This is a genomic window from uncultured Sphingomonas sp., from assembly GCF_934560975.1.
GTDB lineage: Bacteria > Pseudomonadota > Alphaproteobacteria > Sphingomonadales > Sphingomonadaceae > Sphingomonas_I.
In genome coordinates this window covers 82887-105028 of the sequence record NZ_CAKTFO010000007.1, presented here as the reverse complement: position 1 = coordinate 105028, position 22142 = coordinate 82887, and the positions used below count along the sequence as shown (strand labels likewise).

Genomic DNA, 22142 nt, shown 5'->3' with positions numbered 1-22142 from the left:
GAACCATGAGCCGAGTCCCTAGCCAGCTGGGCTCCGGCCTTCGCCGGAGCACTGTTCCCGCCAGATCGAATTGCCCCTCAGCGCGGCTTGACGAAGCGCAGGGTCATGCGATCGCTTTCGCCGATGGCGACGTACTTCGCGCGGTCCTGCTCGCCCAGTTGCAGCGTCGGCGGCAGGGTCCACACGCCCTTGGGCCAGTCGGCGCTATCCTTCGGGTTGGCGTTGACCTGGCTCTCGCCGGCCAGTGTGAAGCCGGCGGCGGTGGCGAGGCGCACCACGGTGGAACGCTTCACATAGCCGCTGGTCTTCTCCCGCTCGGCCGAGGCGTTTTCGGGCAGGCGGTGGTCCACCACGCCCAGCACGCCGCCCGGCTTCAACGCCTTGAACGCCGCCGCGAAGAAAGCGGGCGCTGCTCCGTCCGGCCCCCCGTCCTTCGCCATCAGCAGATTGTGGACGTTGCGGAACGTCAGCACCCGATCCGCGCCGGCGGCGGGGGCAAGCTCGGCCGTGCCGGCGGGATCGAAGGCGATGACCTTGGCGCGCGCCGCGCCCGGGCCCTTGGCGACCAGTGCCTTGGCCCCGTCCGGCCCGCGCGGACTGGTCGCGGCGACGTAGCTGCCCTTGTCCGCCAGCAGCGGCATCAGGATACGCGTATACCAGCCCCCGCCCGGCGAATATTCCACCACCGTCTGGGTGGGCGTCACGCCGAAGAAGGTCAGCGTCTCCACCGGATGGCGATAGCGGTCGCGTGCGCGCTCCGCCTCCGGCCGGTCCGGGTTCGCCACGGCGGCACTGATGGCACCTTTCTGCGCCACGGCCGGGGTGGCCAAGGCCGTAAAGGAGAGCAGGGCGGCGGAGGCAAGCAGGCGCATCATGGTTCTCCCGGATAGTGAAACAATGATGCCCGCCACCGTTGAGCCGTGCAAGCCAGCGGAACAGGTTGTCCGCCGCCGGGTTGGACAGCGAACTTCCCGAACAGCGCAAGGAGACGGACCATGGACGATGATCGCGTATGGGGCTTCGAGGAAAGCCTGTGGACCGCCGATGCCGAACATTATCGCGAATCGATCGACGACGAATGCCTGATGGCGCTGCCGCACCCGCCCTTCGTGCTGAGCGGCCAGCAGGCGATCGAATCCGTCGCCAGCACGCCTCGCTGGGACAGCGTGACGCTCAGCCAGCGCCAGGTCGCCCGCCCGCAAGAGGGCCTGATCGTGGTCGCCTACAAGGCGGACGCGCGCGAGGGCGACGAGGCGTATGAGGCCTATTGCACCTCCACCTATCGCCGCATCGCGCACGAGGAATGGCGGGTGGTGCAGCATCAGCAGACGCCCCCGCTCAAGATGACGTGAGCCACAAGGTAGCAGCCGCTCGCGCTACGGCGTGACGGCTGCTACAGCGGCACGCTTATGTCCCCCAACCATCTCTATCTGGTCGACGGGTCCGGTTACATCTTCCGGGCCTATCATCGCCTGCCGCCGCTCACCAACAAGCATGGCCAGCCGGCAGGCGCGGTCTACGGCTTCACCACCATGATGTGGAAGCTGGTGGAGGAGCTGCACGCCGCGGACGGTCCCACGCACATGGCGGTGATCTTCGACGCATCGTCCAAGACCTTCCGCAACGATATGTACGACCAGTACAAGGCGCACCGTCCGCCGCCGCCGGAAGATCTGAAGCCGCAATTCCCGGTAATCCGCGAGGCCACCCGCGCCTTCTCGCTGCCCTGCATCGAGGAAGAGGGGCTGGAGGCGGACGACATCATCGCTTGCTATTCCAAGGCCGCGCTCGCGGCGGGCTGGAAGGTGACGATCGTCAGCACCGACAAGGATCTGATGCAGCTGATCGAACCCGATCGGCTGGACATGCTCGACACCATGAACAATCGTCGCCTGAGCGTGGAGCATGTGCAGGAGAAGTTCGGCGTGCGCCCCGAACAATTGGGCGACGTGCTGGCGCTGATGGGCGACAGCGTCGACAATGTTCCGGGTGTGCCCGGTGTCGGGCCGAAGACGGCGTCCGAACTGATCAACACCCATGGCGACCTGGAAGGCGTGCTGGCCGCCGCGTCCGAGATCAAGAAGCCCAAGCTGCGCCAGGCCCTGATCGACCATGCCGATGCCGCGCGACTGAGCCGCGAGTTGGTGCGCCTGGTGTGCGACCGGTCGCTGCCGCAGCCGCTGGACGAGCTGGCGATGAAGGGGCTGCCCAAGGAACCGTTGCAGGCTTTCCTGGCCGACCAGGGCTTCCGCTCGCTTCTGACCAAGCTTGGCGGCGAGGAGGCCAGCGCGGCGCTGCCGGCGCGGGTCGAGGAAGCGGTGCCGTTCGTCCATGCCGATTACGAGACGGTCACGACCGAGGAGGCGCTGGACCGCTGGATCGCCGCCGCCTCCGCCGCGGGCGTGGTCGCGGTCGATACGGAGACGGACGGGATCGACTGCATCCGCGCCAATCTGGTCGGCGTCAGCCTGTCGGTGGCACCGGGCAAGGCCTGCTACATTCCGGTCGGTCATGGCCGGGGCGGTGAAGACCTGCTGACCGAACGCCCGGCGCAGCTCGACCATCCCCTGGTGCTCGCCCGGCTGAAGCCGCTGCTGGAGGATCGGGCGGTGCTGAAGGTCGGCCAGAACCTGAAATATGATCTGGTGATGTTCCGCCGCGCCGGCATCGACGTCGCGCCGTATGACGACACGATGATCCTGTCCTACGATCTGGACGCGGGCCTTGGCGGGCATGGCATGGATGACCTTGCCAAGCGCCACCTCGACCATGCCTGCATCGCGTTCAAGGATGTGTGCGGCACCGGCAAGAACCAGATCAGCTTCGATCGGGTGCCGCTCGACCGCGCGACCGAATATGCGGCGGAGGATGCGGACGTCACGCTGCGTCTGTGGAAGCGGCTGAAGCCGCGACTGGCGCAGGAGGCCGCGACCCGCGTCTACGAACTGGTCGATCGCCCGCTTGTGCCTGTCGTGGCCGAAATGGAGCGCGCCGGCATCCTGGTCGATCGTGAGGAACTGCACCGCCTGTCCACCCAGTTTGGGGATGAGATCGTGCGGCTGGAAGCGGCGGTGCACGACGCAGCGGGCGGCCCCTTCACCATCGGCAGCCCCAAGCAGCTGGGCGAGGTGCTGTTCGACCGCCTCGGCCTCGCCGGCGGGCGCAAGGGCAAGAGCGGCGTCTATTCCACCGACGTGACCGAGCTGGAAAGGCTGGCGGCGGACGGCGCGGACGTGGCCCGGCTGGTGCTGGAATGGCGCCAGCTGAGCAAGCTCAAGTCGACCTATACCGACGCGCTCCAGCAACAGATCAATCCCGCGACCGAGCGGGTCCATACCTGCTTCAGCCTGGCGGTGGCGCAGACCGGGCGGTTATCCTCCACCGATCCGAACCTGCAAAATATCCCGATCCGCAGCGAGCATGGCCGCCGCATCCGCCACGCCTTCGTGGCGCCTGCCGGCCATGTCCTGCTGGCGGCGGACTATTCGCAGATCGAGTTGCGGCTGGCCGCCCACATGGCCGACGTCCCGCAGTTGCGCGACGCCTTCGCGCGTGGCTACGACATTCACAGCCTGACGGCGGAGGAGCTGTTCGGCGCGGTCGACCGCGACACGCGCGCCAAGGCGAAGACGATCAACTTCGCCATCCTTTACGGCATCTCCTCCTGGGGGCTGGCGGGGCGGCTCGGCGTCGACCGGGGCGAGGCGCAGGCGATCATCGACCGCTATTTCGAGCGTTTTCCCGGCGTGAAGAACTACATCGCCGAAACCGTGGCACAGGTGCGCGAGAAGGGCTTCGTCACCACCCTGTTCGGGCGCAAGACGCACCTGCCGGGGATCAAGGGCAAAACCGTGGGCGAACGTCAGGGCGCGGAGCGTCAGGCGGTCAACGCGCCGATTCAGGGCACCAGCGCCGACATCATCAAGCGTGCGATGGTGCGGATGCCGGCGGCGCTGGCCGATGCCGGATTGGGTGACGTGCGGATGCTGCTGCAGGTGCATGACGAGCTGGTGTTTGAAGTGCCGGAAGGTCAGGTCGATGCCGCCAGGCCGGTGATCGAGCATGTGATGGCGACCGCCGCTGAACCCCACGTCACCCTGTCCGTGCCGCTGGGGATCGAGATCGGTACCGGCCGCAGCTGGGGCGACGCGCATTGAGCTGCGTGCCGTATCTCCGCCCGCCTGCTTCCTCCGCCATCCTCGCCCCTGCGGGTGACCGCTGGTGACGGCGGCCGCTGCGACGCTCGACGCCACCGGGCCGGGCGATATCGAGGCGCTGGCCAAGGGCGGGCGCACCAACTTCTTCGGCTTCCTGCTCCGCCTGGCGGCGCGGCTGCCCTTCCTGTTCATCGCCGGCCGCTGGTATGGCGCGGACGCGCTCGGCCGCTTTGCCTATGCCACCATCGTGGTGGAGTTTGCCGGGCAGATCGCCACCATGGGGCTGAAGCGCGGCCTGGCGCAGCAATTGTCGCGCACCCATCGCGAGCATGTGCATGTGGTGTGGGACGGCCTGCTGCTCGGCTGGCTGACGTCGGTGCTGGCGGTGGGCATATTGCTGGTCGTGCCGCAGATCATGTTTCCGAACAGCGCGATCAACGGGCTCGACCGGCTGCTGGCGTTGACCGTGTTCGGCTGGGTGGGATCGGACATTGCCCTGGCCGCGCTGGCCTATCGCGGCGACGTGGGCGCAACGGTCAAAGCGCGGTCGTTGATCGAGCCGTGGGCGATCAGCATCGCCGCCTTTGCCTTCGCTTTCTATTCGACGCGCGACGGCCTGATCATGGCCTATGCCATTTCGGCGGCGGCGGCGCTGGCGGCGTCGCTCTGGCCCTTGTTCAAGAGCTATGGGCCCCCGCGCGGCTGGCGGCCGGAGCCGGTGCAATTGTCCAAGACCGCGATGCGCAACCTGCCGCTGGCGGGTGCGGACGCGATCGAATGGGGCTCGCGCCGGCTGGACGTGGCGATGCTGGGCCTGTTCTTCTCGCCCGCGATCGTCGGCATCTATTACGTGGCCCAGCAGGTCGCGTCCCTGCCGCAGAAATTGAAGACCAGCTTCGATCCCATTCTGGGGCCCGTCATCACCCAGAACCTGGCGGAAGGAAACAAGGTCGCCGTCGCCAAGCAGGTGCGGCAGGTCGGCTTCTGGATCCTCGCGGCGCAGATCGGGATCGCGCTCGCTTTGTCGATCCCCGGCAAGGCGGTGATGGGGCTGGTCGGCCCCGGCTTCGTCGGCGGCACCGGCGCGCTCGCCGTGCTGCTCGCGGCGGAGGCGATCGCCGCCACTGCCGTGGTGAGCGAGGCGGCGCTGATCTATGTCGCCCCGTGGCGCAACCTGTTGATCTCCGTGCTGATGATCGTGGTGCAGGTGGTGATGTCGGTGGTGCTGGTGCTGCTGCTGCGCGCCGTTCTGCCGCTGCTCGCGGATGCGGGCTGGATCAAGCCGCGCCCCGTGCCTCGCAACGACGCGATCGCCGCCGCCGGGCCAGCCATCGCGCTCGCGCTCGGGCTGGCGCTCGCCTCCGTGGCCAAGGCTTTCCTGCTCCATCGCCTGCTGGGTGCACGGGTCAATGGCTGGCGGCAGTCGTTGGTGTGGGCGGCGATCCCGGCGGCGATCGTCGGCTGGGGCGTCACCCGCCTGTCTCACCGCTTCGAGTGGGTGGAACTGGCGTTGGGCGTCCCCCTGATCCTAGGCGCGTTCGGTGCCTATATCTGGTTCAGGGGCTTCAATCAGGATGACCGCGCGCTCTTCCGCAAGGCGCCTGCGGCAGCGTAAGGACGGCACATGGAACGCGCAGACGTCATCATCCTCGGCGGGGGGCTGGTCGGCCTGACCTTGGGCATCGCGCTCGACGCGCATGGCCTGTCGAGCATCGTGGTCGATCCGGTCGATCCCGCATCCGCGCTCGCCAGGGGCTTCGACGGTCGCGCCTCCGCGGTGTCCAGCGCCAGCCACCATATGCTGGACGCGATCGGCGTCGGTGCGCGGCTGGCAGGGCAGGGGTGCCCGATCGGATCGATCCGCGTCACCGACGGCCTCGCCCCGCGCGCTTTGGTGTTCGATCCCGATCCGAACAGCGGCCCGCTGGGCGTGATGTATGAAAATCGTGCGCTGCGCCGGGCCTTGCACGAGGCGGCGGTGGCGGCGGAGCACCTGACCCTGCTCGCCCCCGCCACGCCCGCGCTGGTGGAGCGCGACGCCGCTGCCGGGCGCGTGACGCTGGCGGACGGACGCCGCTTTGCCGCGCCTTTGCTGATCGCGGCGGAAGGGCGCAACTCGCCCACGCGCACGGCGGCCGGCATCCGGGTCGCGCGCTGGAACTACCATCATCGCGCGATCATCGCGACGCTGGGGCACGAAAAGCCCCATGGGCAGGTGGCGCACGAAATCTTCTACCCCAGCGGCCCCTTCGCCCTGCTGCCGATGCGGGACGATGCGGAGGGGCCCCGCTCCGCCATCGTCTGGACCGTCGCCGAGGAACAGGGGCTGGCGATGCTGGACCTGCCCGACCGCGCTTTCCTGGCGGAGGCGGAGAAGCGCATGGGCGGGATGCTCGGGCGCTTGCGGTCGGCCAGCCCGCGTTCTTCCTATCCGCTTGGTTTCCACCACACCGCGCGCATCACGGCGGAACGGCTGGCGCTGGTCGGTGACGCCGCGCACGGCATCCACCCGATCGCGGGGCAGGGCCTCAACCTCGGCTTCCGCGACGCCGCCGCTTTGGCGGAGGTGCTGGTCGATGCCGCGCGGCTGGGGATGGACCTGGGCGATGCGCAGGTGCTGGAGCGATACGAACGCTGGCGGGCGCTGGACAGCTTCCTGGTCGCGGCGGCTACCGACAGCCTGACGCGCCTGTTCGGGCTGCCGGGCCGGGCACCGCGCGCCATCCGCCGCTTCGGGCTCGACATGGTGTCGCGCATCCCGCCGCTGCAGCGCCGCTTCATGCAAGAGGCGCGGGGCGAGACCGGCACGCTGCCCAAGCTGCTACAGGGCGAGACAGTCTGATCGGCCGCTAGCGCAGCAATGCGGCGGCGACGCCGTAAAGGCTGGTCAGCGTCAGCACCGCACCCACCAGGATCATCAGCGTCTTGGCCGGGATGCGCTTGGCGATGATCGCCCCGAAGGGCGCGGCCACGATCCCGCCGATCAGCAGGCCCAGCATCGCCTGGGTAAAGGTCGCCAGCCCGAAATGGGCCAGGAAGGTCGCGGACACGGTCAGGGTCAAAAAGAACTCGGTGGTGTTGACGGTGCCCACCGTCCGGCGCGGACTGGCGCCCTGAACCAGCAGGTTGCTGGTCACGATCGGCCCCCAGCCGCCGCCCCCCGCCGCATCCAGGAAGCCGCCCACCAGCCCCAGCGGCGCCACCACCTTGGGCTTCTTGTCGGCCGGGGGATATTTAAGTCCGCGCCACAGCAGGTAGAGGCCGATCGCGGTCAGATAGGCGAACACGAACGGCCGCGCCGCGCCCGCGCTGATGTTGCTCAGCACATAGGCGCCCAAAAATCCGCCGACGATGCCGGGAATGGCCAGGCGGGAGAACAGCTGCCAATCGACGTTGCGGTGCAGGACGTGGCTGATGCCCGATGCCGCCGTGGTGAATGTCTCCACCGCATGGACCCCGGCCGATGCGGCGGCGGGCGGCACGCCCAGGCTGATCAGCAGCGTGTTGGAAATGACGCCGAACGCCATGCCCATCGCGCCGTCGATCACCTGCGCCACGAAGCCGACCGCGATAAAGGGCAGCAACTGCGCCAGGTCGATATCGAACAATCCCGGCACCTTTGCTCCCCAGACATGAACCGGCAATAATGGCCTAGCTTTGGGTAGGAGAACTAACCGCTCGGGTCTGGTGCGTCAAAAGCCGTGGGCTAAGCTTTATCTATTGCAGGGTATGGCCGTCGCTTTCATCGCCCGCCGACGAAAAGGTCAGCAACTCGACCAGCACGTCCGCGCGTACGCCTAGGTCCGCCGCCTCCAGCAGGCCCTGCTTGGCGGCCGGATCGAACGGCAGCACCTGCGACAGGCCGTTGACCAGCGCCTCGTCGTCCAGCCGCTCGACCCCGCCCCAGTCGATCTCATAACCATGGGCATCGGCGAAGCGGCGGGCGGCGCGCTCCACATCGGCGCGCACCACGCTGGGCAGGGGATCGGGGTCCTGTTCGTCGACGGCAAAGGCGTCGGTGTCGCCCATCACCTGGCGAAATGGTGTCGCCACATCCATTTCATTGAGCAGGCGGAAGCGGGTGAGGCCACGCAGCACCAGGTTGAACTTGCCGTCCGCCAGCGCCTCGACATGCTCGATCTTGCCGACGCAGCCGACCCCGAACAGATCGGGGTGCAGCGCATCCTCCTGTCCGCCGGCCGGCTGGATCATGGCGATGCGGCGGTCACGCGCCAGCGCATCGCTGACCAGGGCCCGGTAGCGCGGCTCGAAGACGTGCAGCGGCAGGAAGCCGCGTGGCAGGAGCAGCGCGCCCGCCAGCGGAAAGATGGACAGCCTGTTCCCGGTCTTCAGCATCAGCCGAACAGAACCGCCGAAAGCCGCCGACGTTGCGCCGCCACCCACTTGTCCTCCAGCCCATGGGCCTCGAACAGGGTCAGCAACCGCTTGCGCGCCGCGCCCTCGTTCCATTCGCGATCCCGCTCGATCGACCCCAGCAACAGGTCGGCGGCCAGGTCACGATTCCCGGTAATCAGCGCGCCCGCCAGTTCGAACCGCGCCTCCTGATCGTCGGGATTGCCGTCCACCCGCGCCCGCAACGCGCCGAGGTCATCGCCGGCATCCGATTCGGCGGCAAGGGCCAGCGCGGCACGGGCGCGCGCGATCCCGGCATCCTTGGCGGCGTCATCCGGGGCGGCGTCCAGCACCGCCTGCGCCTCCTCCGGCCGCCCGGCGGCGATCAGCGCGCGGGCATGGCCGGCAATCACCGCCGGATCCTCGGGCGCCATCTCCGCAATCTGTGCGAAGATCGACACGGCGCGGTCGGCATCGCCTGCCTCCAGCACCTCTTCGCCCATCGCGACCAGCGGGGCGATATCTTGGTGCAGGGCATCGTCCGCGCCCTCGATCGGCAATTGACGCAGCAACTGGTCCAGCAGCTGGCTCAGCTGCCCTTCGGTGCGCGCCTGGGTCAGGTCGGCCACCAGCTGGCCCTGGAACACCGCATAGACGGTCGGGATCGACTGGACGCGGAACTGGGCCGCGACCACCTTCTGCTCGTCCACGTTGATCTTGGCGAGCTTCACGCCCTTGCCGGCATATTTCGCCGCGACCTTTTCCAGCACGGGGGTCAGCTGCTTGCACGGCCCGCACCATTCCGCCCAGAAATCGAGTATCACCAGCGCGTTCATCGACGGTTCGATCACATCGCGCTTGAAGGCCTCGATCGCCTCGCGGTCAGCCGCGCTCATCCCCAAAGTGGCCAAGGTGCGTATCTCCTGATTGTCGCGCCCTATGTGGTTTCGCCGAGAGAATGAGACAAGAGTGAGAAAGGGGGCTTGCGCGGCTTGGATTCGGGCGCTAGTTGGCCCCCACACCGACGGGGAGTTGCTCCCCGCCAAACGCCGAGCGGGCGTAGCTCAGGGGTAGAGCACAACCTTGCCAAGGTTGGGGTCGAGGGTTCGAATCCCTTCGCCCGCTCCAGTTTGTTTGCCGGGACATGGTCCCGGCTTCCCAGGACATATAGGGCCGATCGTTGACGGCGTGATGACACGGCGTCGTTGGCGTTGACCGGTCGCGCGTCGGTGATCCTGCGCCGAACCATGATCCGTCATCAAACTGGGCGGCCCCCTATCTCGAATTGCCGGGCGCATTCTCCTCTTCTCCCGTCGCCTCCATGGAGGCGGGGCCCATCTCTGTCCCGTCCGGATGCTCACGCCGAGGTCCGCGCCGATCGATCCGACCCCCAGCGGCAATATGCGACGCGAGAGATATGGGCTTGCCTCCGCCGCGGCGACGGCTGGGAGGCTTCCGCCAGGGTGCAGCAGCCGGACAGGCGGGGCATTGCTTGGTGTCGCAATAAGCAGGGCAGCCGCACCGAAGGCCTCAACCACTCCTCCGTCGTTCCTGCGGACGCAGGCCCATCTCTGTCCCGTGTGGATACCGACGCCAAGATATGCGGTGGGTGTTCCACCCCGAGCGGCAATCCATGGTGCGAGAGATATGGGCCCTGCCTCCGCTAGGGCGACGATAAGGAGGCGCAACGGTGGATAGAGGGGCGTGGCGGCCGTTGGCAGGGGCAACCTTCGCGGTTCGCGAGCGCCCCCTCAACGCCGGGCGTCTACGGCATCCTTCGCCCGCCACGCGAGCGTGACGGCGCCGGCGACCAGGGCCTCCGCCGCAAGGCCGATCACGGCGCCGGCCAGCACGTCGGTCGGGAAGTGCGCCCGGCGGGGCACCTGCAGCACGCCGATCGCGCCCGCCGCCGCCTGCGCCGCCACGGCATGATTCGGATATTCGCGCGCCACCGCCCGGCCGAGCGCCACCGCGCCCGCCGTATGCCCCGACGGGAAGGAGCGCAGCGCCGGATCGTGCGAGCGGCCGCGCTCCATCCGGTAATTGCCGTGTTCCAGATGCTCGCGCGGGCGCGTCCGGTCGAGATTGTTCTTGCCCACCGTCTTGGCGGCGGTGGCCAGCACATGCGCCAGCGTCATCCGCGCGCCGGTTCGCGCCAGCTTCACGTCGCGGCGGAGCAGCCCGGCCGCCATCACCGCGCCCGACAGCGCCAGCAGAGGCGGCTGGTCTCCGATCTTGCCGATCGCGGCCAGCGCCTGGACGGCGGGTTTGCGCAGCCATGGTGCGGCCCGCTCGATCAGGGCCAGTTCGGCCTGCTCGATCGTGGTCGCCGCGTCCTTCCCCCTGGGTTTCACCATGATGTCAGGGCACCAGCTTCGGCTTGGCATGGGGAGCGGAGGGTGCCTTGTTTGTGCTCGGCCCCTCGCCACTCCGGTCGCCGCCGCGCAGCAAGCCGGACACCCCCTGCACCAGCAGGTTGGCGAGGTTGGCGCCCGCCTGTTCGGGATGCCAGCCCGTTCCGCCGCGCGCCGCACCGGCCGGGTCCTGGTCGTCGCGCCGGACGACCAGCGCCGACGCCGCCGCCACCAAGGCCGCCGCCGCGACCTCGCGCGCCAGCGGGCTGTTGACCAGATGCGTCACCACACCGGCAACCGCGCGCAGCTCCTTGGGCAGCGCCGGCGCATCCTGCGCCTTGCGCTTGTCCTTGCGCTGCCTCTTGTCCTGCTTGTCCTTGTTCTTCTTCGCCATCGCATACTCCTGATGGGAGGACTCGTATGACGGTGCCGGGTTCCGAAGCTGTGGTCAGCGCAGGCGTTCGAAGCCATAATGGTCGCGGATCGCCGCGTTGAAATATTCGCCCCACGACGCCGCGTCATCCAGCCCTGCGGCTACCTCTGCCGGCACGTCGCGATAGGCATAGCGGATCCCGCTCTGGAACGTGATCGTCAACCTCCGCCGCGCCGGGTCATAATCGTGGGTTCGGATGACCGAGGAGGGCATGGCCTGATAACGCCCGGCCGATCCCCGGTCTCCGTGTGCGAAGCGGGCGCGGTTCAGCGCAGCCCGACATAGCGGCCGGGCGCGTCCTCGATCGCCGGCAGCGCGCCTCCGCCGGGGATGCGCGCGCTGTCCGCCGGCACCTCGCCGCCGGATTGCGTCCCGATCCAGGCGAGCCAGTCGGGCCACCAACTGCCCTTGTGCTCGGTCGCGCCCGCGACGAAATCGGGCAGGGTCTTCGCGTCTCCCTCGTTGGTCCAATATTGATATTTGTTGGCGGCGGGCGGGTTGACCACGCCGGCAATGTGCCCCGATCCCGCCAGCACGAAGCGCAGCGGCCCGGCGAAATGATGGGTCACTTTCCAAACGCTTTCCGGCGGCGCGATATGGTCCTCCCGGCCCGCCTGGACATAGGCGGGCGTGGTCACCCGCGACAGGTCGATCGAGACCCCGTCCACGGTCAGTTCGCCCTTTACCAGCCGGTTGTCGCGGTAGAAATCCGCCAGGTAGCGGCGGTGCCAGTCGGCGGGCAGGTTGGTGACGTCGCTGTTCCAGTGGAGCAGGTCGAACGGGCGATAGTCGTCGGCCAGCAGGTAATTGTTGACCACATAGTTCCAGATCAGGTCGCGCCCGCGCAGCAGGTTGAACGTCGCGCCCATGTAGCGCCCGTCCAGGAAGCCGTCCGTCGCCAGATGCTCGATCATGCCCAGTTGCGCATCGTCCACGAACAGGCCGAGGTCGCCCGCCTCGCTGAAATCGACCTGCGCGGTGAAGAAGGTCGCGGATGCCACCTTGGCCGCCTCGCCCTGCGCCGCCGCCCACGCCAGCAGCATCGACAGGGCCGTGCCCGACACGCAATAGCCGACCACATGGACGCTCGGCACGTCCAGCAGTTCGCGCACCGTGTCGATCGCATCAAGCTCGCCGCGCAGGACATAATCGTCCATGGTGGTCGTGGCCATCGCCGCGTCCGCCGACTTCCACGACACCATGAACACGGACAAGCCCTGATCGACCGCCCATTTCACAAAGCTCTTCTCAGGGCTGAGGTCGAGGATGTAGAAGCGGTTGATCCATGGCGGGAAGATCAGCACCGGCGTCGCCTGTACCCTGGGCGTGGTCGGCGCATAATGGATTAGCTGGTAGAGCGGTGTTTCCTTGATCACCTTGCCCGGCGTGACGGCCAGGTTCTTGCCGACCTCGAACGCGCCCGCGCCGACATGGGTGATCTGCCCCTTGCCGATATCCGCCAGCATTCGTTCCAGCCCGGTGATCAGGTTGCGCCCGCGCGTTTCAAAGATGCGGTCCAGCACCTGCGGATTGGTCAGCGCGAAATTGGCCGGGCTCATCGCGTCGACGAAGCTGCGGGTGGTGAAGCGCAATTGCTCCTTCATCCGGGGATCCAGCCCCTCCGCCGCGTCCACGCCCTTCAGCAGCTGGTCGGCAATCGCCGTGTAGCTTTGGCGGATCAGGTCGAACAGCGGCTCTTCCCATTGCGCGCCCTTGAAGCGGCGGTCGCCCTGGCCATCGCGCGACGGTAGCAGCGCGGACCACGCCGACACCGCGTCCTTCCACCACGCATTCCGCGCGTCCAGCACCGCCTTGGGCTCGATCCGGCTCTTGGCCATGATCTCGGCCGTGTCGTCGGCCATTTTCAGCGCGGCGGAGGCGCCATGCTCCATCAGCAACTGCTGCATCTGGCCGATCACGCCGGTCCAATGCGCCATCTCGTCCAGCAGGCTGTCCTGTTTCTCGGCCATGCCTCTCCCCACGGGTGCCAAAGGGCCGCTAAGCAGGTATAGCGGCGTCGCCCCGGCAAGATGGGCGATCCGCGCCCGCTCGCAAAGAGGCTTGTTTCTACCCGAGGTAAAGATGACCGAGGAATTCTACCGCATCCGCCGTTTGCCCCCTTACGTGTTCGCCGAAGTGAATGCGATGAAGGCGGCGGCGCGCGCGGCGGGTGAGGACATCATCGACCTCGGCATGGGCAATCCCGATGGCGCGCCGGCTCCTCATGTCATCGACAAATTGTGCGAGGTGGCGCGCAATCCCAGCGCGCACGGCTATTCCGCATCGTCCGGCATCAAGGGGCTGAAGAAGGCGCAGGCCGCTTATTATGCCCGCCGCTTCGGCGTCGACCTCGATGCCGACAAGGAAGTGGTGGTGACGCTCGGCTCCAAGGAAGGGCTGGCCAATCTGGCGCAGGCGATCACCGCGCCGGGCGACGTGGTGCTGGCGCCCAATCCGTCTTACCCGATCCACACGTTCGGCTTCATCATCGCCGGCGCCGCCATCCGCTCGATCCCGGCCGCGCCGGGGCCGGATTTCTTCACCCGGCTGGAATATGCGATGGCGTATACAGTGCCGAAGCCTTCGGTGCTGGTGATCGGCTACCCGTCCAATCCCACGGCCTATGTCGCGGACCTGAAATTCTACGAACAGGTCGTCGCCTTCGCCAAGGAACACAAGCTGTGGGTGCTGTCGGACGTGGCCTATGCCGAAATCTACTTCGGCGACACGCCCACGCCGTCGATCCTGCAGGTGCCGGGCGCCAAGGACGTGGCGATTGAATTCACGTCGCTGTCCAAGACCTATTCGATGGCCGGCTGGCGGATCGGCTTCGCGGTCGGCAACCGCACGCTCATCTCCGCTCTGACCCGGGTGAAGTCCTACCTCGATTATGGCGCCTTCACGCCGATCCAGGCGGCGGCGGTGGCGGCGCTCAACGGGCCGCAGGACATTGTGGAAAGCAACCGCAAGCTCTACAAATGCCGCCGCGACGTGCTGGTGGAAAGCTTCGGCCGGGCAGGGTGGGACATCCCCTCGCCGGAAGCGTCGATGTTCGCCTGGGCACCGATCCCGCCGGCCTTGCGCCACCTCGGCGCGCTGGAATTCTCCAAGCAGCTGCTCACCCATGCGCAGGTGGCGGTCGCGCCCGGCGTTGGCTTCGGGGAGGAAGGCGAGGGCTATGTCCGCATCGCGCTGGTCGAGAATGAACATCGCATCCGCCAGGCCGCGCGCAACGTGAAGCGTTACCTGGCCAGCATGGGCGTCAACGCGGCCAAAGCCAGCCAGGTCGGCTGATCGGCGCCATGCTCGACGACATCTTCCACGTCTCGAGCCTCCCGGGGCTGGCGAACACGATTCAACTCGCGCTGGCCCCGGCCTTCCTGCTGAACGGCATCGGCATCATCCTGAACATGCTGACCGGGCGGCTGACCCGCATCGTCGATCGCGCGCGCGGGATCGAGGCGGATTTTACCCCGCGCGATCACCCCAACCATGCGCATCAGGTGACGGAATTGCGGCTGCTCGACCGCCGGATGAAGATCGTCAACAACGCCATCTTCCTGGCGACCGCCAGTGCGGTGGCCTTGTGCACCGTGGTGGCCGCAATGTTCATCGCGCGACTCGCCGGGTTCGGCTTCGCCCGCACCCTCGCATCGATGTTCGCGATGGCATTGTTGCTGCTGATCGCCAGCCTGGTGCTGTTCCTGGTGGAAGTCAGGGTCGCCGTGCGCGCCATCCAGATCCGGGACGAGCTTCTGGAGCGTAGCTGATCTTGGCGATGTTCTTGCCGCGAGCAGAGTTGATCCTGCGGCCGCTGCCGATATCGTAGGTTACAGCATGTTAAAACGCACCCGCAACGTTTCCCTAGCACTCTGTTAACTATCGAGCACTAGACAGGGACTCAACGGACGCAGGGCACACAACGTGTCGCGGCCAACAACCCTTGTGTGAGTGGATAGCATGTTCGTAGATTTCCGTGCCGAGGCGATCGACTCCGCCGACCTCCGTCATCCGCCGGTCGGGCTGGGTGAAAACCTGTATGATCGCGGCATCGCCTGCTCCTGCGCGAGCGAGACGATGGACCTGGTCGAAGCGCACAAGTGGTTCAACCTGGCCGCGATGCACGGCGATCCCCGCGCCGCCGCCGCCCGCACCAGCCTGGCCCTGGACATGACCGCGCGCGAAGTCGCCGAAGCCCAGCGCCGCGCCCGCACTCACCTGCGTACCCTGAACTGAGCCTGCCCGCGGACAGGCTCACGTTCCGGCCGCCCGCTTGATGTCGTAGCGCGATCAGGCAGCGCGACACGGACGTCATGCCCAAGGTGGATCAGGCTTCGTCGAAACCGATCATCGTGTCGGGCTGTCGGCGGTGAAAGCCGAGCAGCATGGTTTCACGACCGGCTGGAACTCCATCAATTCGACCCGCGTACCATCGGGATCATACAGATTGGCCTGCCATTTGCCGTCCAGCCCCATTTGCGGGCCGTCATGGCGCGGGCTCAGCCGGTCTTCGCGAATCAGGGTGGTAACCGCCGCCTGCATGTTCGCGACGCCCAGTGACAGGTGGTTCAGCACGCCCAGCTGATTGGCGTCCACCTTCTCCATCGGCACGTCCGATCCCGGACCGACCATCATATATTCAAGCCAGTCATGCCCGTCCGGTGTCTGCTGCGATACCCAGTCGACCTTGTCGGCATTGAACGCGCCATACCAGTAAGGCCGGAAGCCGAGCAGTTGCCGGTAGAAAACGTCCTGCTTCGCGCGGTCATGCACCGCATAGCCGACATGGATGATCCGCCCGCTGATCGCGCCCTCCACCGGCGTGTCGTCCTGGGTAGCGGGCTGGACGAACTGGACCTCGTTGCCTTCCGGGTCATGCGTCGCAAACCATTGCGTACCGTCGGCGCCACGTTGCACGGCGCCCAGATCCTTCATTCCCCGCTTGGCAAGCCAGGCGCGCAAGCCCGGCGCATCGGCGGTCTGGTATGCGGCATGGGCCAACATGCTCGCCCTCTGCTGCGGCGGCGCGGGCAACACCTCCACGAACTGGCGCGCGCTCAGGTAATAACGCACGCCCTTTGCATTTTCGGGATCCGCATCTTTGCGGGCGCCAAGCACGTGGACGTAGAATTGCTCGCTCTTGTTCATGTCGCGCGAATAGACGGCGAGGTGCGATATGCCGGTAATCGGCGGACGATCGGCCGGGGCCGATGGCGCGGCGGTGGCACCCACGGCCGCAAGCGCGGCAATGACGCACAGGCCCGCGCGAGCCCGCCCGCGCCGCATGATCCGGATCGACGTGCCGCGATCGGTGCTATGCCGCTGTTTCATAAGCCTTGTCCTTCTCCAGTCCGCTGCTCTCCGGCAGCATCGGGACAGCTTAGGAGGCGTTCTCTATCCTGTCACGGCCCGTCACGACGTTGGATGCCACGGGTTCGCCATGGCGGCGGGGCACGACCAAGGTCGGGATTGTGGCTTTTGCTGGCGCCAGGCTGATGCAAGGGCGCGCGCAAGGGATCCGCCGGTGGCAGAGGCGGCAAGGCGGCGTGCGATCGGGAGTGTGGACCATGACCCTGCGTTGGACCGTTCCGGCTCTGCTGTCGGCCTGTGCGGCCGTGGCCGGCGCAGCGCCCGTCGCGCAAGACAGCTTTATCCCGCTGTGGCCGCACGGCGCGCCGGGGTCCGAGGGCCACGCCAACGAAAGCGAGCGGCTGGAGGGAGGCAGCTATGTGCACAACGTCCACAATCCCTCGCTTGCCATCTCCCCCGCCGATCCCGCCCGCGCCAACGGGGCCGCGATCGTCATCGTGCCCGGCGGCGGGCATCGCATGCTGGTGTTCCAGAACGAAGGCATGGTCCCCGCCAGGGCGCTGAACCGCTACGGCATCACCACCTTCGTCCTCAAATATCGCCTCGCCCGGGAGCCCGGCTCAACCTACACGATCGAGGGCGATGCCGCCGCCGATGCGCGGCGGGCGATACGCTGGGTGCGGGCCCATGCGCGCGACTATCGCGTCGATCCCCATCGCATCGGGATCATGGGCTTTTCCGCAGGGGGTGAATTGGTGTCGCTGGTGGCCGACAATCCGGCGCCGTCCGCGTCGGCCGCTGGCGACGCGATCGATCGTGAAAGCGCCCGGCCGGACTTTCAAGTGCTGGTCTATCCGGGGCCGCTCGGCATACCCGGCAAGGCGGTTGCGGGGGCGCCCCCGGCCTTCATCGCCGCCGGATCGGTCGACACGTGCTGCGCGCCGCCATCGCTGGCGCTCTACGGCCAGTTGCGCGACGCGGGCGTGTCGGCGGAACTGCATATGTTCGCGGACACCGACCATGGCTTCAACCTCGCCATGCACAATGACCGCATTTCGATCCAGCACTGGCCCGACCGGCTGGCCGACTGGTTGAGCGACGGCGGCTGGCTGGTCGCAAAACGCTAATGGGGAGAGTTTTAGGAGGGGAGCAGGGCCGGAACATGCGTCCCGGCCCCACGATCGTTCAGGCGATCAGAAACGAACGCCGAAGCCGACGATGCCGGCATCGCGGCCGCCGAAATTGCCTTCATATTCCGTGCGGCGATATTCGGCCGACACGTAGGTGCGCGGGGTCAGCGCATATTCCACGCCACCGCCGTAACGGACGCCTTCAAGGTTGTTGTGCGTGCCGTTCTGGAACTCGACGCGGGTCGTGTCGTAGCCGACCTTGGCGAAGCCCAGGATCTGCGGGGTCAGCACATAGCCGGCGCGGGCCGAGATGGCGACGTCGCGCGACAGGTGGGTGCCGGCGAACTTGGTGGTGGTGTCCTCAAACGTACCCTCCGCGCCGAGCACGACGTTCGGGGTCACCGCGACGTCGTAACCGAACGCGCCGCCATAGGTGAAGCCGTCACGGCCCTGGGCCTTGTCATAGCCCAAGGTGGCGCCGATGCGCGCACCGGTGAAGGGGGCCCCGTCCTGCGCAGCCGCCGGAGCAGCAACAGCAACAGCCGCAAGCGCAGCGAGAGCAATCGAACGCATATCTTTATTCCTTTTGCGATACCCACGGGCAAGCCGCGGGGAGGGGGCTTCTCCGCGCCGCAACATGAATGTCACATAAACGAAACAGAACTTGTTGCCTTGCTGCAACGGTCTCGCTGAGGATCTGCTGACAAGCCCTTGAACAGGCGTCGTGTGCGCCCACCCGCAACAAAGTCGCACGCGCAAGACCTATGGACGCGATAATATGTTGCGCCGCGGCGACAGACGATGGTTGCGCTTGCGTAAACTGCCATCGCACGGTGATCGGGCTCGGTCGGGGTCATGCCCCGCCCGCGCGATTTTTAGCCGTCAGGCGCGCTGCATTTTCCAGCTGTGCATGAACCCGTTCACGCGCGAAAGGTACGGTGAAGCAGCGATGGCGTGAGTCGCCGGCCGCACTGTCGGCGGTGCATGTGCCCCGTCGATCCTTCAAGACCGGCTTCGATCTGGCCCGATCGAAAACCGCGCTGCGACCAGCGAACGCAAAGCGCCGATGATGCCGCTGGCGGTCGGCGTCCGCCTCGCCAGGGCATGGGACTGTGTCGACGTCGGCAAAATACGCTCCCCGGGATGCCCGTAGGTCGCATATGAAAGAAGGGCCGCCCGGTCTGCACCGAACGGCCCTTCCAAACATGGGTCAGCGGCCGGGTATCCGGCCCGGGAGACCCCGGCGTTCCTAACAATCGCTAGAAACGCGTCCCCCGAACGGACTGAACCGACCCCCAAGCTGAACCATGAGACATCGGATCACCTCCTTTCGCTAAGTTGACGAGCAACCGGAAAGTGGGCTGTTCCGGCCCCAAGAACAAGGCTTGAAAAACAAATATCCGCCGTCAGGATGTTGCGCCTTGCTCAGGTTCGGCAATCCTCGATCACGCGCGACGGTTCGGCCCAGGCCGGCAGGTAGAGCGTCGCCTGGCCTGCCGCATCGACGGAGAAGCGCCCCCGGCTGAACGCGATCTGGTCCAGCGCCGGATCGCTCGCGCGCACCGTCGCCGCGCCCGTCGTCAGTGGCCAGGCGCGCACCGCGTAGGAGGTGCGGATGGTCAATTGCCCCTCGATCGCTCCCTGCCGGATCAGCGCCACCTCGCGCCGTGCCCGGTCGCAGCGCATGGCGAATACAGGCGGGGCGCCCACCGTGCCGAACGCGGCTTCACTGGTCGCGCCGGTCTGGCGATAGCTCCATCTGCCGGTCGTCAGCGGAACGTCGCGCCAGTCGGCCGGCTTGGCGGCGGACGTGGGCACCGGCGCAGCGGACGGCGCAGGCGGCGGCGGTGCCGCCGGCGGAACCACGCTGCTGCAAGCGCCGAGCGCAAGCGCAAGTCCCAGTGCGCCGCTGCGGTACGAAAGACGCAAGGTCACCGGCCGATCAGGCCTTGGCCGGTTCGGCGGCGAGCGCGTCGGCAAAGGCCCGCGCCTGGGCGCGGACCTGCTCCGCGCTCTGGCCGGGCTTGTAGAGCGCCGAACCCAGGCCGAAGCCGTTGACCCCGGCCGCGAACCACGGCCCCATCGTCTGCGGCGTGACCCCGCCGACCGCCAGCATCGGCACATCCTTGGGCAGCACGGCCCGTTGCGCGCGCAGCACGCCGGGGCTCGCGGCCTCGGCCGGGAACAGTTTCAGTACGTGCGCGCCGGCCTTCAGCGCCGCAAACGCCTCGGTCGGGGTGAAATAACCAGGGGCGGAGACCAGGCCGGCGGCGGCGGTGGCGGCGATCACCTCCACGTCGGCGGACGGCGACACGACGATCCCGCCGCCGGCATCCTTCACACGCGCCACGTCGGCGGCGGCCAGCACGGTGCCCGCGCCGATCAGCGCTTCTGCTCCGAAATGCCGGGCCATCGCCTCGATGCTGCGCAACGGCTCGGGCGAGTTCAGCGGCACCTCGATGATGCGGATGCCGCTCTCCACCAGCGCCTCGCCGACGGCGATCGCCTCTTCGGGACGGATGCCACGCAGGATGGCGACAAGCGGGCAGGCGCGGAAACGGGTCTGGAAATGGTCGAAATGGGTCATGGCAGATGCCTCGCTAGGGCGGTCATGCCGGCAAGGAAAGCCTCGTCGCCGTCAATCGCCCGTGATTCGCGCCCGAACGCGCGCAACGTCTCGGCATAGAGCCGGGTCAGCGCCGGCGCGCCGATCAGCGCCACCGGCTCATCCCCGTCGATCAGGTCGAGCCCGCTCAGCACGTCGCTGCCGATCAGCAGCCCGCTGGCATAGGAGGAGGCATCCTCCACCGTCAGCACGCCCAGCAGCGGGCCGGCCCGCACATGGAACAGGTCGGTCAGCGGAGCCCGCCTGCGCGCCCGCTCCACCCCTTCGACAAAGGCCGGGCCGAAGCAGGGCTGCGCCGTCAGGTGGCTCGCCAATATGCCGTTGCCGCGCAGCAGGGAGAACAGCTCACCGGTGATGGTGGTGTGAAAACGGGTGATCGCGCCGCCTTGCGTCCGCACCCATTTGGCGTGGGTGCCGGGCAGCGCCGCCAGTCCGTCCGCCTCCGCCAGTCCCGCTGCGATCGCGCCGAGCAGTTGCACCTCCTCGCCCCGCATCACGTCGGCCCGCCCATCGCCCAGGTCGCGCAGCCCCGGCACGATGAAGCAATCCTGGTCCGGGATGGCGTGCAATCCGGCGGCCAGCCCGTTCAGGTCGAGCGGACAGTCGAGATAAGGCGCCTCGATCCATCCACGGGTGGAGCCGATCATCCCCGCCAGGATCATCGGCAGCGCGCCCAGCGTCTCGCGTATCTCCGCCACCGCCGCCGGAAAGCCGCCCGGCGCCACCGCGATCACGCCCTTGTCGTCGCGCATCCGTCCGACCACCGCCCCGTCGCCGTTGATCGCGAACGCGCGGCGGTTGGTCGATCCCCAGTCGACCGCGATCCATTGTGCCTGGCCCAGTGTTCCTGCTCCCGTTCAGACCGCGACCGGCGCGGCGATATGCGCCTGCGGTGTGTAATCGCTCACCGCAATATCCTCGATCCGATAGTCGAAGATGCTCTCCGGCCGGCGCAGCAGGTGCAGCTTGGGCGCGCCCTCCGGCGTGCGCGACAGCTGCTCCTCCACCAGATGGGCGTGGTTGAGGTAGAGGTGGACGTCGCCCCCGCTCCAGATCAGCTCGCCCGGCTCCAGCTCGCATTGCTGCGCCAGCATCGCGATCAGCAGCGACGCGGAAAAGACGTTGAAGGCGAAACCCAGGCCCAGGTCGCACGACCTTTGCCATACCATGCCGGACAGCCGGTTGCCGCTGACATGGAATTGATAGGTCATGTGGCAGGGGGGCAAAGCCATCTGCTCCAGCTCCGCCACGTTCCAGCCGGTGAAGATGTGCCGCCGTGACGCCGGATTGGTGCGCAGGCCTTCCACCAGCGCGGCGATCTGGTTGATGCCGGGGCCCGGCTTGTAGAGGCCCGGTATGTCGGCGGCCTCGTAATGCGGCCAGTCGACCCACTGCTTGCCATAGACCGGGCCGAGTTCGCCCCATTCGGCCGCAAAATCCTCGTCCGCCAGGATGCGCGCCTCGAACGCATCGCGGTCGATGTTCTCGCCGGTGGCCTCGCGGTAGCGGGCGAGCGGCCAGTCGGTCCAGATATGCACCTTGTCCGCCACCAGCGGGCGGATATTGGTCGATCCGCTCAGGAACCACAGCAATTCGCGCGCCGCCACCTTCCACGCCACCCGCTTGGTGGTGAGCAAGGGCATGGCATTGCCGCGCAGGTCGAACCGCATGGTCGCCCCGAACAGCGATCGCGTGCCGACGCCGGTGCGGTCGCTCCGCTCGTCACCCGTCTCCCACACGGTTCGGACGAGATCGAGATAGGGCTGCTCGTAATGCATG

22 protein-coding genes and 1 tRNA gene are annotated in these 22142 nt (G+C 67.5%); 9 read left to right on the top strand and 14 right to left on the bottom strand.

Annotation, left to right across the window (positions count from 1 at the left end; all coding sequences use genetic code 11):
• Nucleotides 1-77: 77 nt before the first annotated feature.
• Nucleotides 78-872: a methyltransferase gene (locus tag Q0D93_RS07360; RefSeq protein WP_294392516.1), complete on the bottom strand. Its 795-nt coding sequence runs from the start codon at nucleotides 870-872 to the stop codon at nucleotides 78-80.
• A gap of 123 nt (nucleotides 873-995) precedes the next feature.
• On the opposite strand from Q0D93_RS07360, the gene Q0D93_RS07355 reads away from it, so the two are divergent.
• The 4 genes from Q0D93_RS07355 (at nucleotide 996) to Q0D93_RS07340 (ending at nucleotide 6999) form a co-directional block, all read left to right on the top strand.
• The gene (locus Q0D93_RS07355; RefSeq protein ID WP_294392474.1) at nucleotides 996-1352 is read left to right on the top strand and encodes a DUF4440 domain-containing protein; all 357 of its coding nucleotides are present in this window, start codon (nucleotides 996-998) and stop codon (nucleotides 1350-1352) included.
• A gap of 57 nt (nucleotides 1353-1409) precedes the next feature.
• Entirely contained in the window at nucleotides 1410-4157 is a 2748-nt protein-coding gene (gene polA, locus Q0D93_RS07350) for a DNA polymerase I (RefSeq protein WP_294392472.1), read from the top strand.
• 64 nt (nucleotides 4158-4221) lie between these two features.
• The gene (locus tag Q0D93_RS07345) at nucleotides 4222-5772 is read left to right on the top strand and encodes an oligosaccharide flippase family protein (RefSeq protein ID WP_294392470.1); all 1551 of its coding nucleotides are present in this window, start codon (nucleotides 4222-4224) and stop codon (nucleotides 5770-5772) included.
• A 9-nt stretch (nucleotides 5773-5781) separates the two neighbouring features.
• On the top strand, nucleotides 5782-6999 hold the full coding sequence (locus Q0D93_RS07340) for an FAD-dependent monooxygenase (RefSeq protein ID WP_294392468.1): 1218 nt from the start codon (nucleotides 5782-5784) through the stop codon (nucleotides 6997-6999).
• A 7-nt stretch (nucleotides 7000-7006) separates the two neighbouring features.
• Here the strand turns inward: Q0D93_RS07340 and Q0D93_RS07335 are convergent, their stop codons facing one another.
• The 3 genes from Q0D93_RS07335 to Q0D93_RS07325 all read right to left on the bottom strand — a co-directional run bounded on the left by Q0D93_RS07335 (nucleotide 7007) and on the right by Q0D93_RS07325 (nucleotide 9406).
• Entirely contained in the window at nucleotides 7007-7765 is a 759-nt protein-coding gene (locus tag Q0D93_RS07335; protein WP_294392466.1) for a sulfite exporter TauE/SafE family protein, read from the bottom strand.
• A gap of 109 nt (nucleotides 7766-7874) precedes the next feature.
• Complete coding sequence (locus Q0D93_RS07330; RefSeq protein ID WP_294392464.1) at nucleotides 7875-8513, bottom strand: LON peptidase substrate-binding domain-containing protein; 639 nt, start codon at nucleotides 8511-8513, stop codon at nucleotides 7875-7877.
• Nucleotides 8513-9406 (bottom strand): tetratricopeptide repeat protein, encoded by an 894-nt coding sequence (locus Q0D93_RS07325; protein ID WP_294392514.1) that lies wholly within the window; start codon nucleotides 9404-9406, stop codon nucleotides 8513-8515. Before Q0D93_RS07325 ends, Q0D93_RS07330 begins: the two co-directional genes overlap by 1 nt.
• 157 nt (nucleotides 9407-9563) lie before the next feature.
• On the opposite strand from Q0D93_RS07325, the gene Q0D93_RS07320 reads away from it, so the two are divergent.
• Nucleotides 9564-9638, top strand: a tRNA-Gly gene (locus Q0D93_RS07320).
• 623 nt (nucleotides 9639-10261) lie between these two features.
• On the opposite strand, the gene Q0D93_RS07315 is transcribed toward Q0D93_RS07320, so the two are convergent.
• The 4 genes from Q0D93_RS07315 to phaC are packed head-to-tail and all read right to left on the bottom strand — an operon-like array spanning nucleotide 10262 to nucleotide 13267.
• Nucleotides 10262-10867 (bottom strand): phosphatase PAP2 family protein, encoded by a 606-nt coding sequence (locus Q0D93_RS07315; protein ID WP_294392463.1) that lies wholly within the window; start codon nucleotides 10865-10867, stop codon nucleotides 10262-10264.
• Nucleotides 10868-10871: 4 nt separating this feature from the next.
• Nucleotides 10872-11258 carry a hypothetical protein gene (locus Q0D93_RS07310; protein ID WP_294392461.1) on the bottom strand — a complete coding sequence of 129 codons (387 nt, stop codon included), beginning with the start codon at nucleotides 11256-11258 and terminating at the stop codon, nucleotides 10872-10874.
• A gap of 54 nt (nucleotides 11259-11312) precedes the next feature.
• The gene (locus Q0D93_RS07305) at nucleotides 11313-11510 is read right to left on the bottom strand and encodes a KTSC domain-containing protein (protein WP_294392459.1); all 198 of its coding nucleotides are present in this window, start codon (nucleotides 11508-11510) and stop codon (nucleotides 11313-11315) included.
• Nucleotides 11511-11563: 53 nt separating this feature from the next.
• Nucleotides 11564-13267, bottom strand: a complete 1704-nt coding sequence (gene phaC / locus Q0D93_RS07300) for a class I poly(R)-hydroxyalkanoic acid synthase (protein ID WP_294392457.1) — start codon at nucleotides 13265-13267, stop codon at nucleotides 11564-11566.
• Between the two features lie 112 nt (nucleotides 13268-13379).
• Here phaC and Q0D93_RS07295 point away from each other — a divergent pair, with 112 nt between their 5' ends.
• The 3 genes from Q0D93_RS07295 to Q0D93_RS07285 all read left to right on the top strand — a co-directional run bounded on the left by Q0D93_RS07295 (nucleotide 13380) and on the right by Q0D93_RS07285 (nucleotide 15533).
• Nucleotides 13380-14591 carry an LL-diaminopimelate aminotransferase gene (locus Q0D93_RS07295; RefSeq protein ID WP_294392456.1) on the top strand — a complete coding sequence of 404 codons (1212 nt, stop codon included), beginning with the start codon at nucleotides 13380-13382 and terminating at the stop codon, nucleotides 14589-14591.
• An 8-nt stretch (nucleotides 14592-14599) separates the two neighbouring features.
• On the top strand, nucleotides 14600-15067 hold the full coding sequence (locus Q0D93_RS07290; protein ID WP_294392454.1) for a DUF2721 domain-containing protein: 468 nt from the start codon (nucleotides 14600-14602) through the stop codon (nucleotides 15065-15067).
• Nucleotides 15068-15257: 190 nt separating this feature from the next.
• Complete coding sequence (locus tag Q0D93_RS07285; protein WP_294392452.1) at nucleotides 15258-15533, top strand: hypothetical protein; 276 nt, start codon at nucleotides 15258-15260, stop codon at nucleotides 15531-15533.
• Nucleotides 15534-15644: 111 nt separating this feature from the next.
• Here Q0D93_RS07285 and Q0D93_RS07280 read toward each other — a convergent pair whose 3' ends face one another.
• A complete protein-coding gene (locus Q0D93_RS07280; protein WP_294392450.1) occupies nucleotides 15645-16628 on the bottom strand; it encodes a VOC family protein in 984 nt (327 codons plus the stop codon).
• A 236-nt stretch (nucleotides 16629-16864) separates the two neighbouring features.
• On the opposite strand from Q0D93_RS07280, the gene Q0D93_RS07275 reads away from it, so the two are divergent.
• Entirely contained in the window at nucleotides 16865-17734 is an 870-nt protein-coding gene (locus Q0D93_RS07275; RefSeq protein WP_294392448.1) for an alpha/beta hydrolase, read from the top strand.
• Between the two features lie 66 nt (nucleotides 17735-17800).
• Here the strand turns inward: Q0D93_RS07275 and Q0D93_RS07270 are convergent, their stop codons facing one another.
• From Q0D93_RS07270 to thyA, 5 genes are all read right to left on the bottom strand, one after another.
• Nucleotides 17801-18310, bottom strand: a complete 510-nt coding sequence (locus Q0D93_RS07270) for an outer membrane beta-barrel protein (protein WP_294392446.1) — start codon at nucleotides 18308-18310, stop codon at nucleotides 17801-17803.
• A gap of 852 nt (nucleotides 18311-19162) precedes the next feature.
• Complete coding sequence (locus Q0D93_RS07265; protein ID WP_294392444.1) at nucleotides 19163-19672, bottom strand: hypothetical protein; 510 nt, start codon at nucleotides 19670-19672, stop codon at nucleotides 19163-19165.
• 7 nt (nucleotides 19673-19679) lie between these two features.
• A complete protein-coding gene (locus tag Q0D93_RS07260) occupies nucleotides 19680-20324 on the bottom strand; it encodes a 2-dehydro-3-deoxy-6-phosphogalactonate aldolase (protein WP_294392442.1) in 645 nt (214 codons plus the stop codon).
• Nucleotides 20321-21187 carry a 2-dehydro-3-deoxygalactonokinase gene (locus Q0D93_RS07255; RefSeq protein WP_294392512.1) on the bottom strand — a complete coding sequence of 289 codons (867 nt, stop codon included), beginning with the start codon at nucleotides 21185-21187 and terminating at the stop codon, nucleotides 20321-20323. The genes Q0D93_RS07260 and Q0D93_RS07255 overlap by 4 nt, the downstream gene beginning before the upstream one ends.
• A gap of 33 nt (nucleotides 21188-21220) precedes the next feature.
• Nucleotides 21221-22141, bottom strand: coding sequence for a thymidylate synthase (gene thyA, locus Q0D93_RS07250; RefSeq protein ID WP_294392440.1), 921 nt, complete (start codon nucleotides 22139-22141; stop codon nucleotides 21221-21223).
• Between the last annotated feature and the right edge of the window lies 1 nt (nucleotide 22142).

Bases quoted from the DNA above. Each gene is read 5' to 3' on its own strand.
- Q0D93_RS07310 (WP_294392461.1), bottom strand. From the start codon at position 11,258: ATGGCGAAGAAGAACAAGGACAAGCAGGACAAGAGGCAGCGCAAGGAC.
- Q0D93_RS07315 (WP_294392463.1), bottom strand. From the start codon at position 10,867: ATGGTGAAACCCAGGGGGAAGGACGCGGCGACCACGATCGAGCAGGCC.
- Q0D93_RS07270 (WP_294392446.1), bottom strand. From the start codon at position 18,310: ATGCGTTCGATTGCTCTCGCTGCGCTTGCGGCTGTTGCTGTTGCTGCT.
- Q0D93_RS07340 (WP_294392468.1), top strand. From the start codon at position 5,782: ATGGAACGCGCAGACGTCATCATCCTCGGCGGGGGGCTGGTCGGCCTG.
- thyA (WP_294392440.1), bottom strand. From the start codon at position 22,141: ATGCATTACGAGCAGCCCTATCTCGATCTCGTCCGAACCGTGTGGGAG.
- polA (WP_294392472.1), top strand. From the start codon at position 1,410: ATGTCCCCCAACCATCTCTATCTGGTCGACGGGTCCGGTTACATCTTC.
- Q0D93_RS07260 (WP_294392442.1), bottom strand. From the start codon at position 20,324: ATGACCCATTTCGACCATTTCCAGACCCGTTTCCGCGCCTGCCCGCTT.
- Q0D93_RS07295 (WP_294392456.1), top strand. From the start codon at position 13,380: ATGACCGAGGAATTCTACCGCATCCGCCGTTTGCCCCCTTACGTGTTC.
- Q0D93_RS07285 (WP_294392452.1), top strand. From the start codon at position 15,258: ATGTTCGTAGATTTCCGTGCCGAGGCGATCGACTCCGCCGACCTCCGT.
- Q0D93_RS07355 (WP_294392474.1), top strand. From the start codon at position 996: ATGGACGATGATCGCGTATGGGGCTTCGAGGAAAGCCTGTGGACCGCC.
- phaC (WP_294392457.1), bottom strand. From the start codon at position 13,267: ATGGCCGAGAAACAGGACAGCCTGCTGGACGAGATGGCGCATTGGACC.
- Q0D93_RS07275 (WP_294392448.1), top strand. From the start codon at position 16,865: ATGACCCTGCGTTGGACCGTTCCGGCTCTGCTGTCGGCCTGTGCGGCC.
- Q0D93_RS07305 (WP_294392459.1), bottom strand. From the start codon at position 11,510: ATGCCCTCCTCGGTCATCCGAACCCACGATTATGACCCGGCGCGGCGG.
- Q0D93_RS07360 (WP_294392516.1), bottom strand. From the start codon at position 872: ATGCGCCTGCTTGCCTCCGCCGCCCTGCTCTCCTTTACGGCCTTGGCC.
- Q0D93_RS07290 (WP_294392454.1), top strand. From the start codon at position 14,600: ATGCTCGACGACATCTTCCACGTCTCGAGCCTCCCGGGGCTGGCGAAC.
- Q0D93_RS07330 (WP_294392464.1), bottom strand. From the start codon at position 8,513: ATGCTGAAGACCGGGAACAGGCTGTCCATCTTTCCGCTGGCGGGCGCG.
- Q0D93_RS07325 (WP_294392514.1), bottom strand. From the start codon at position 9,406: ATGAGCGCGGCTGACCGCGAGGCGATCGAGGCCTTCAAGCGCGATGTG.
- Q0D93_RS07280 (WP_294392450.1), bottom strand. From the start codon at position 16,628: ATGAAACAGCGGCATAGCACCGATCGCGGCACGTCGATCCGGATCATG.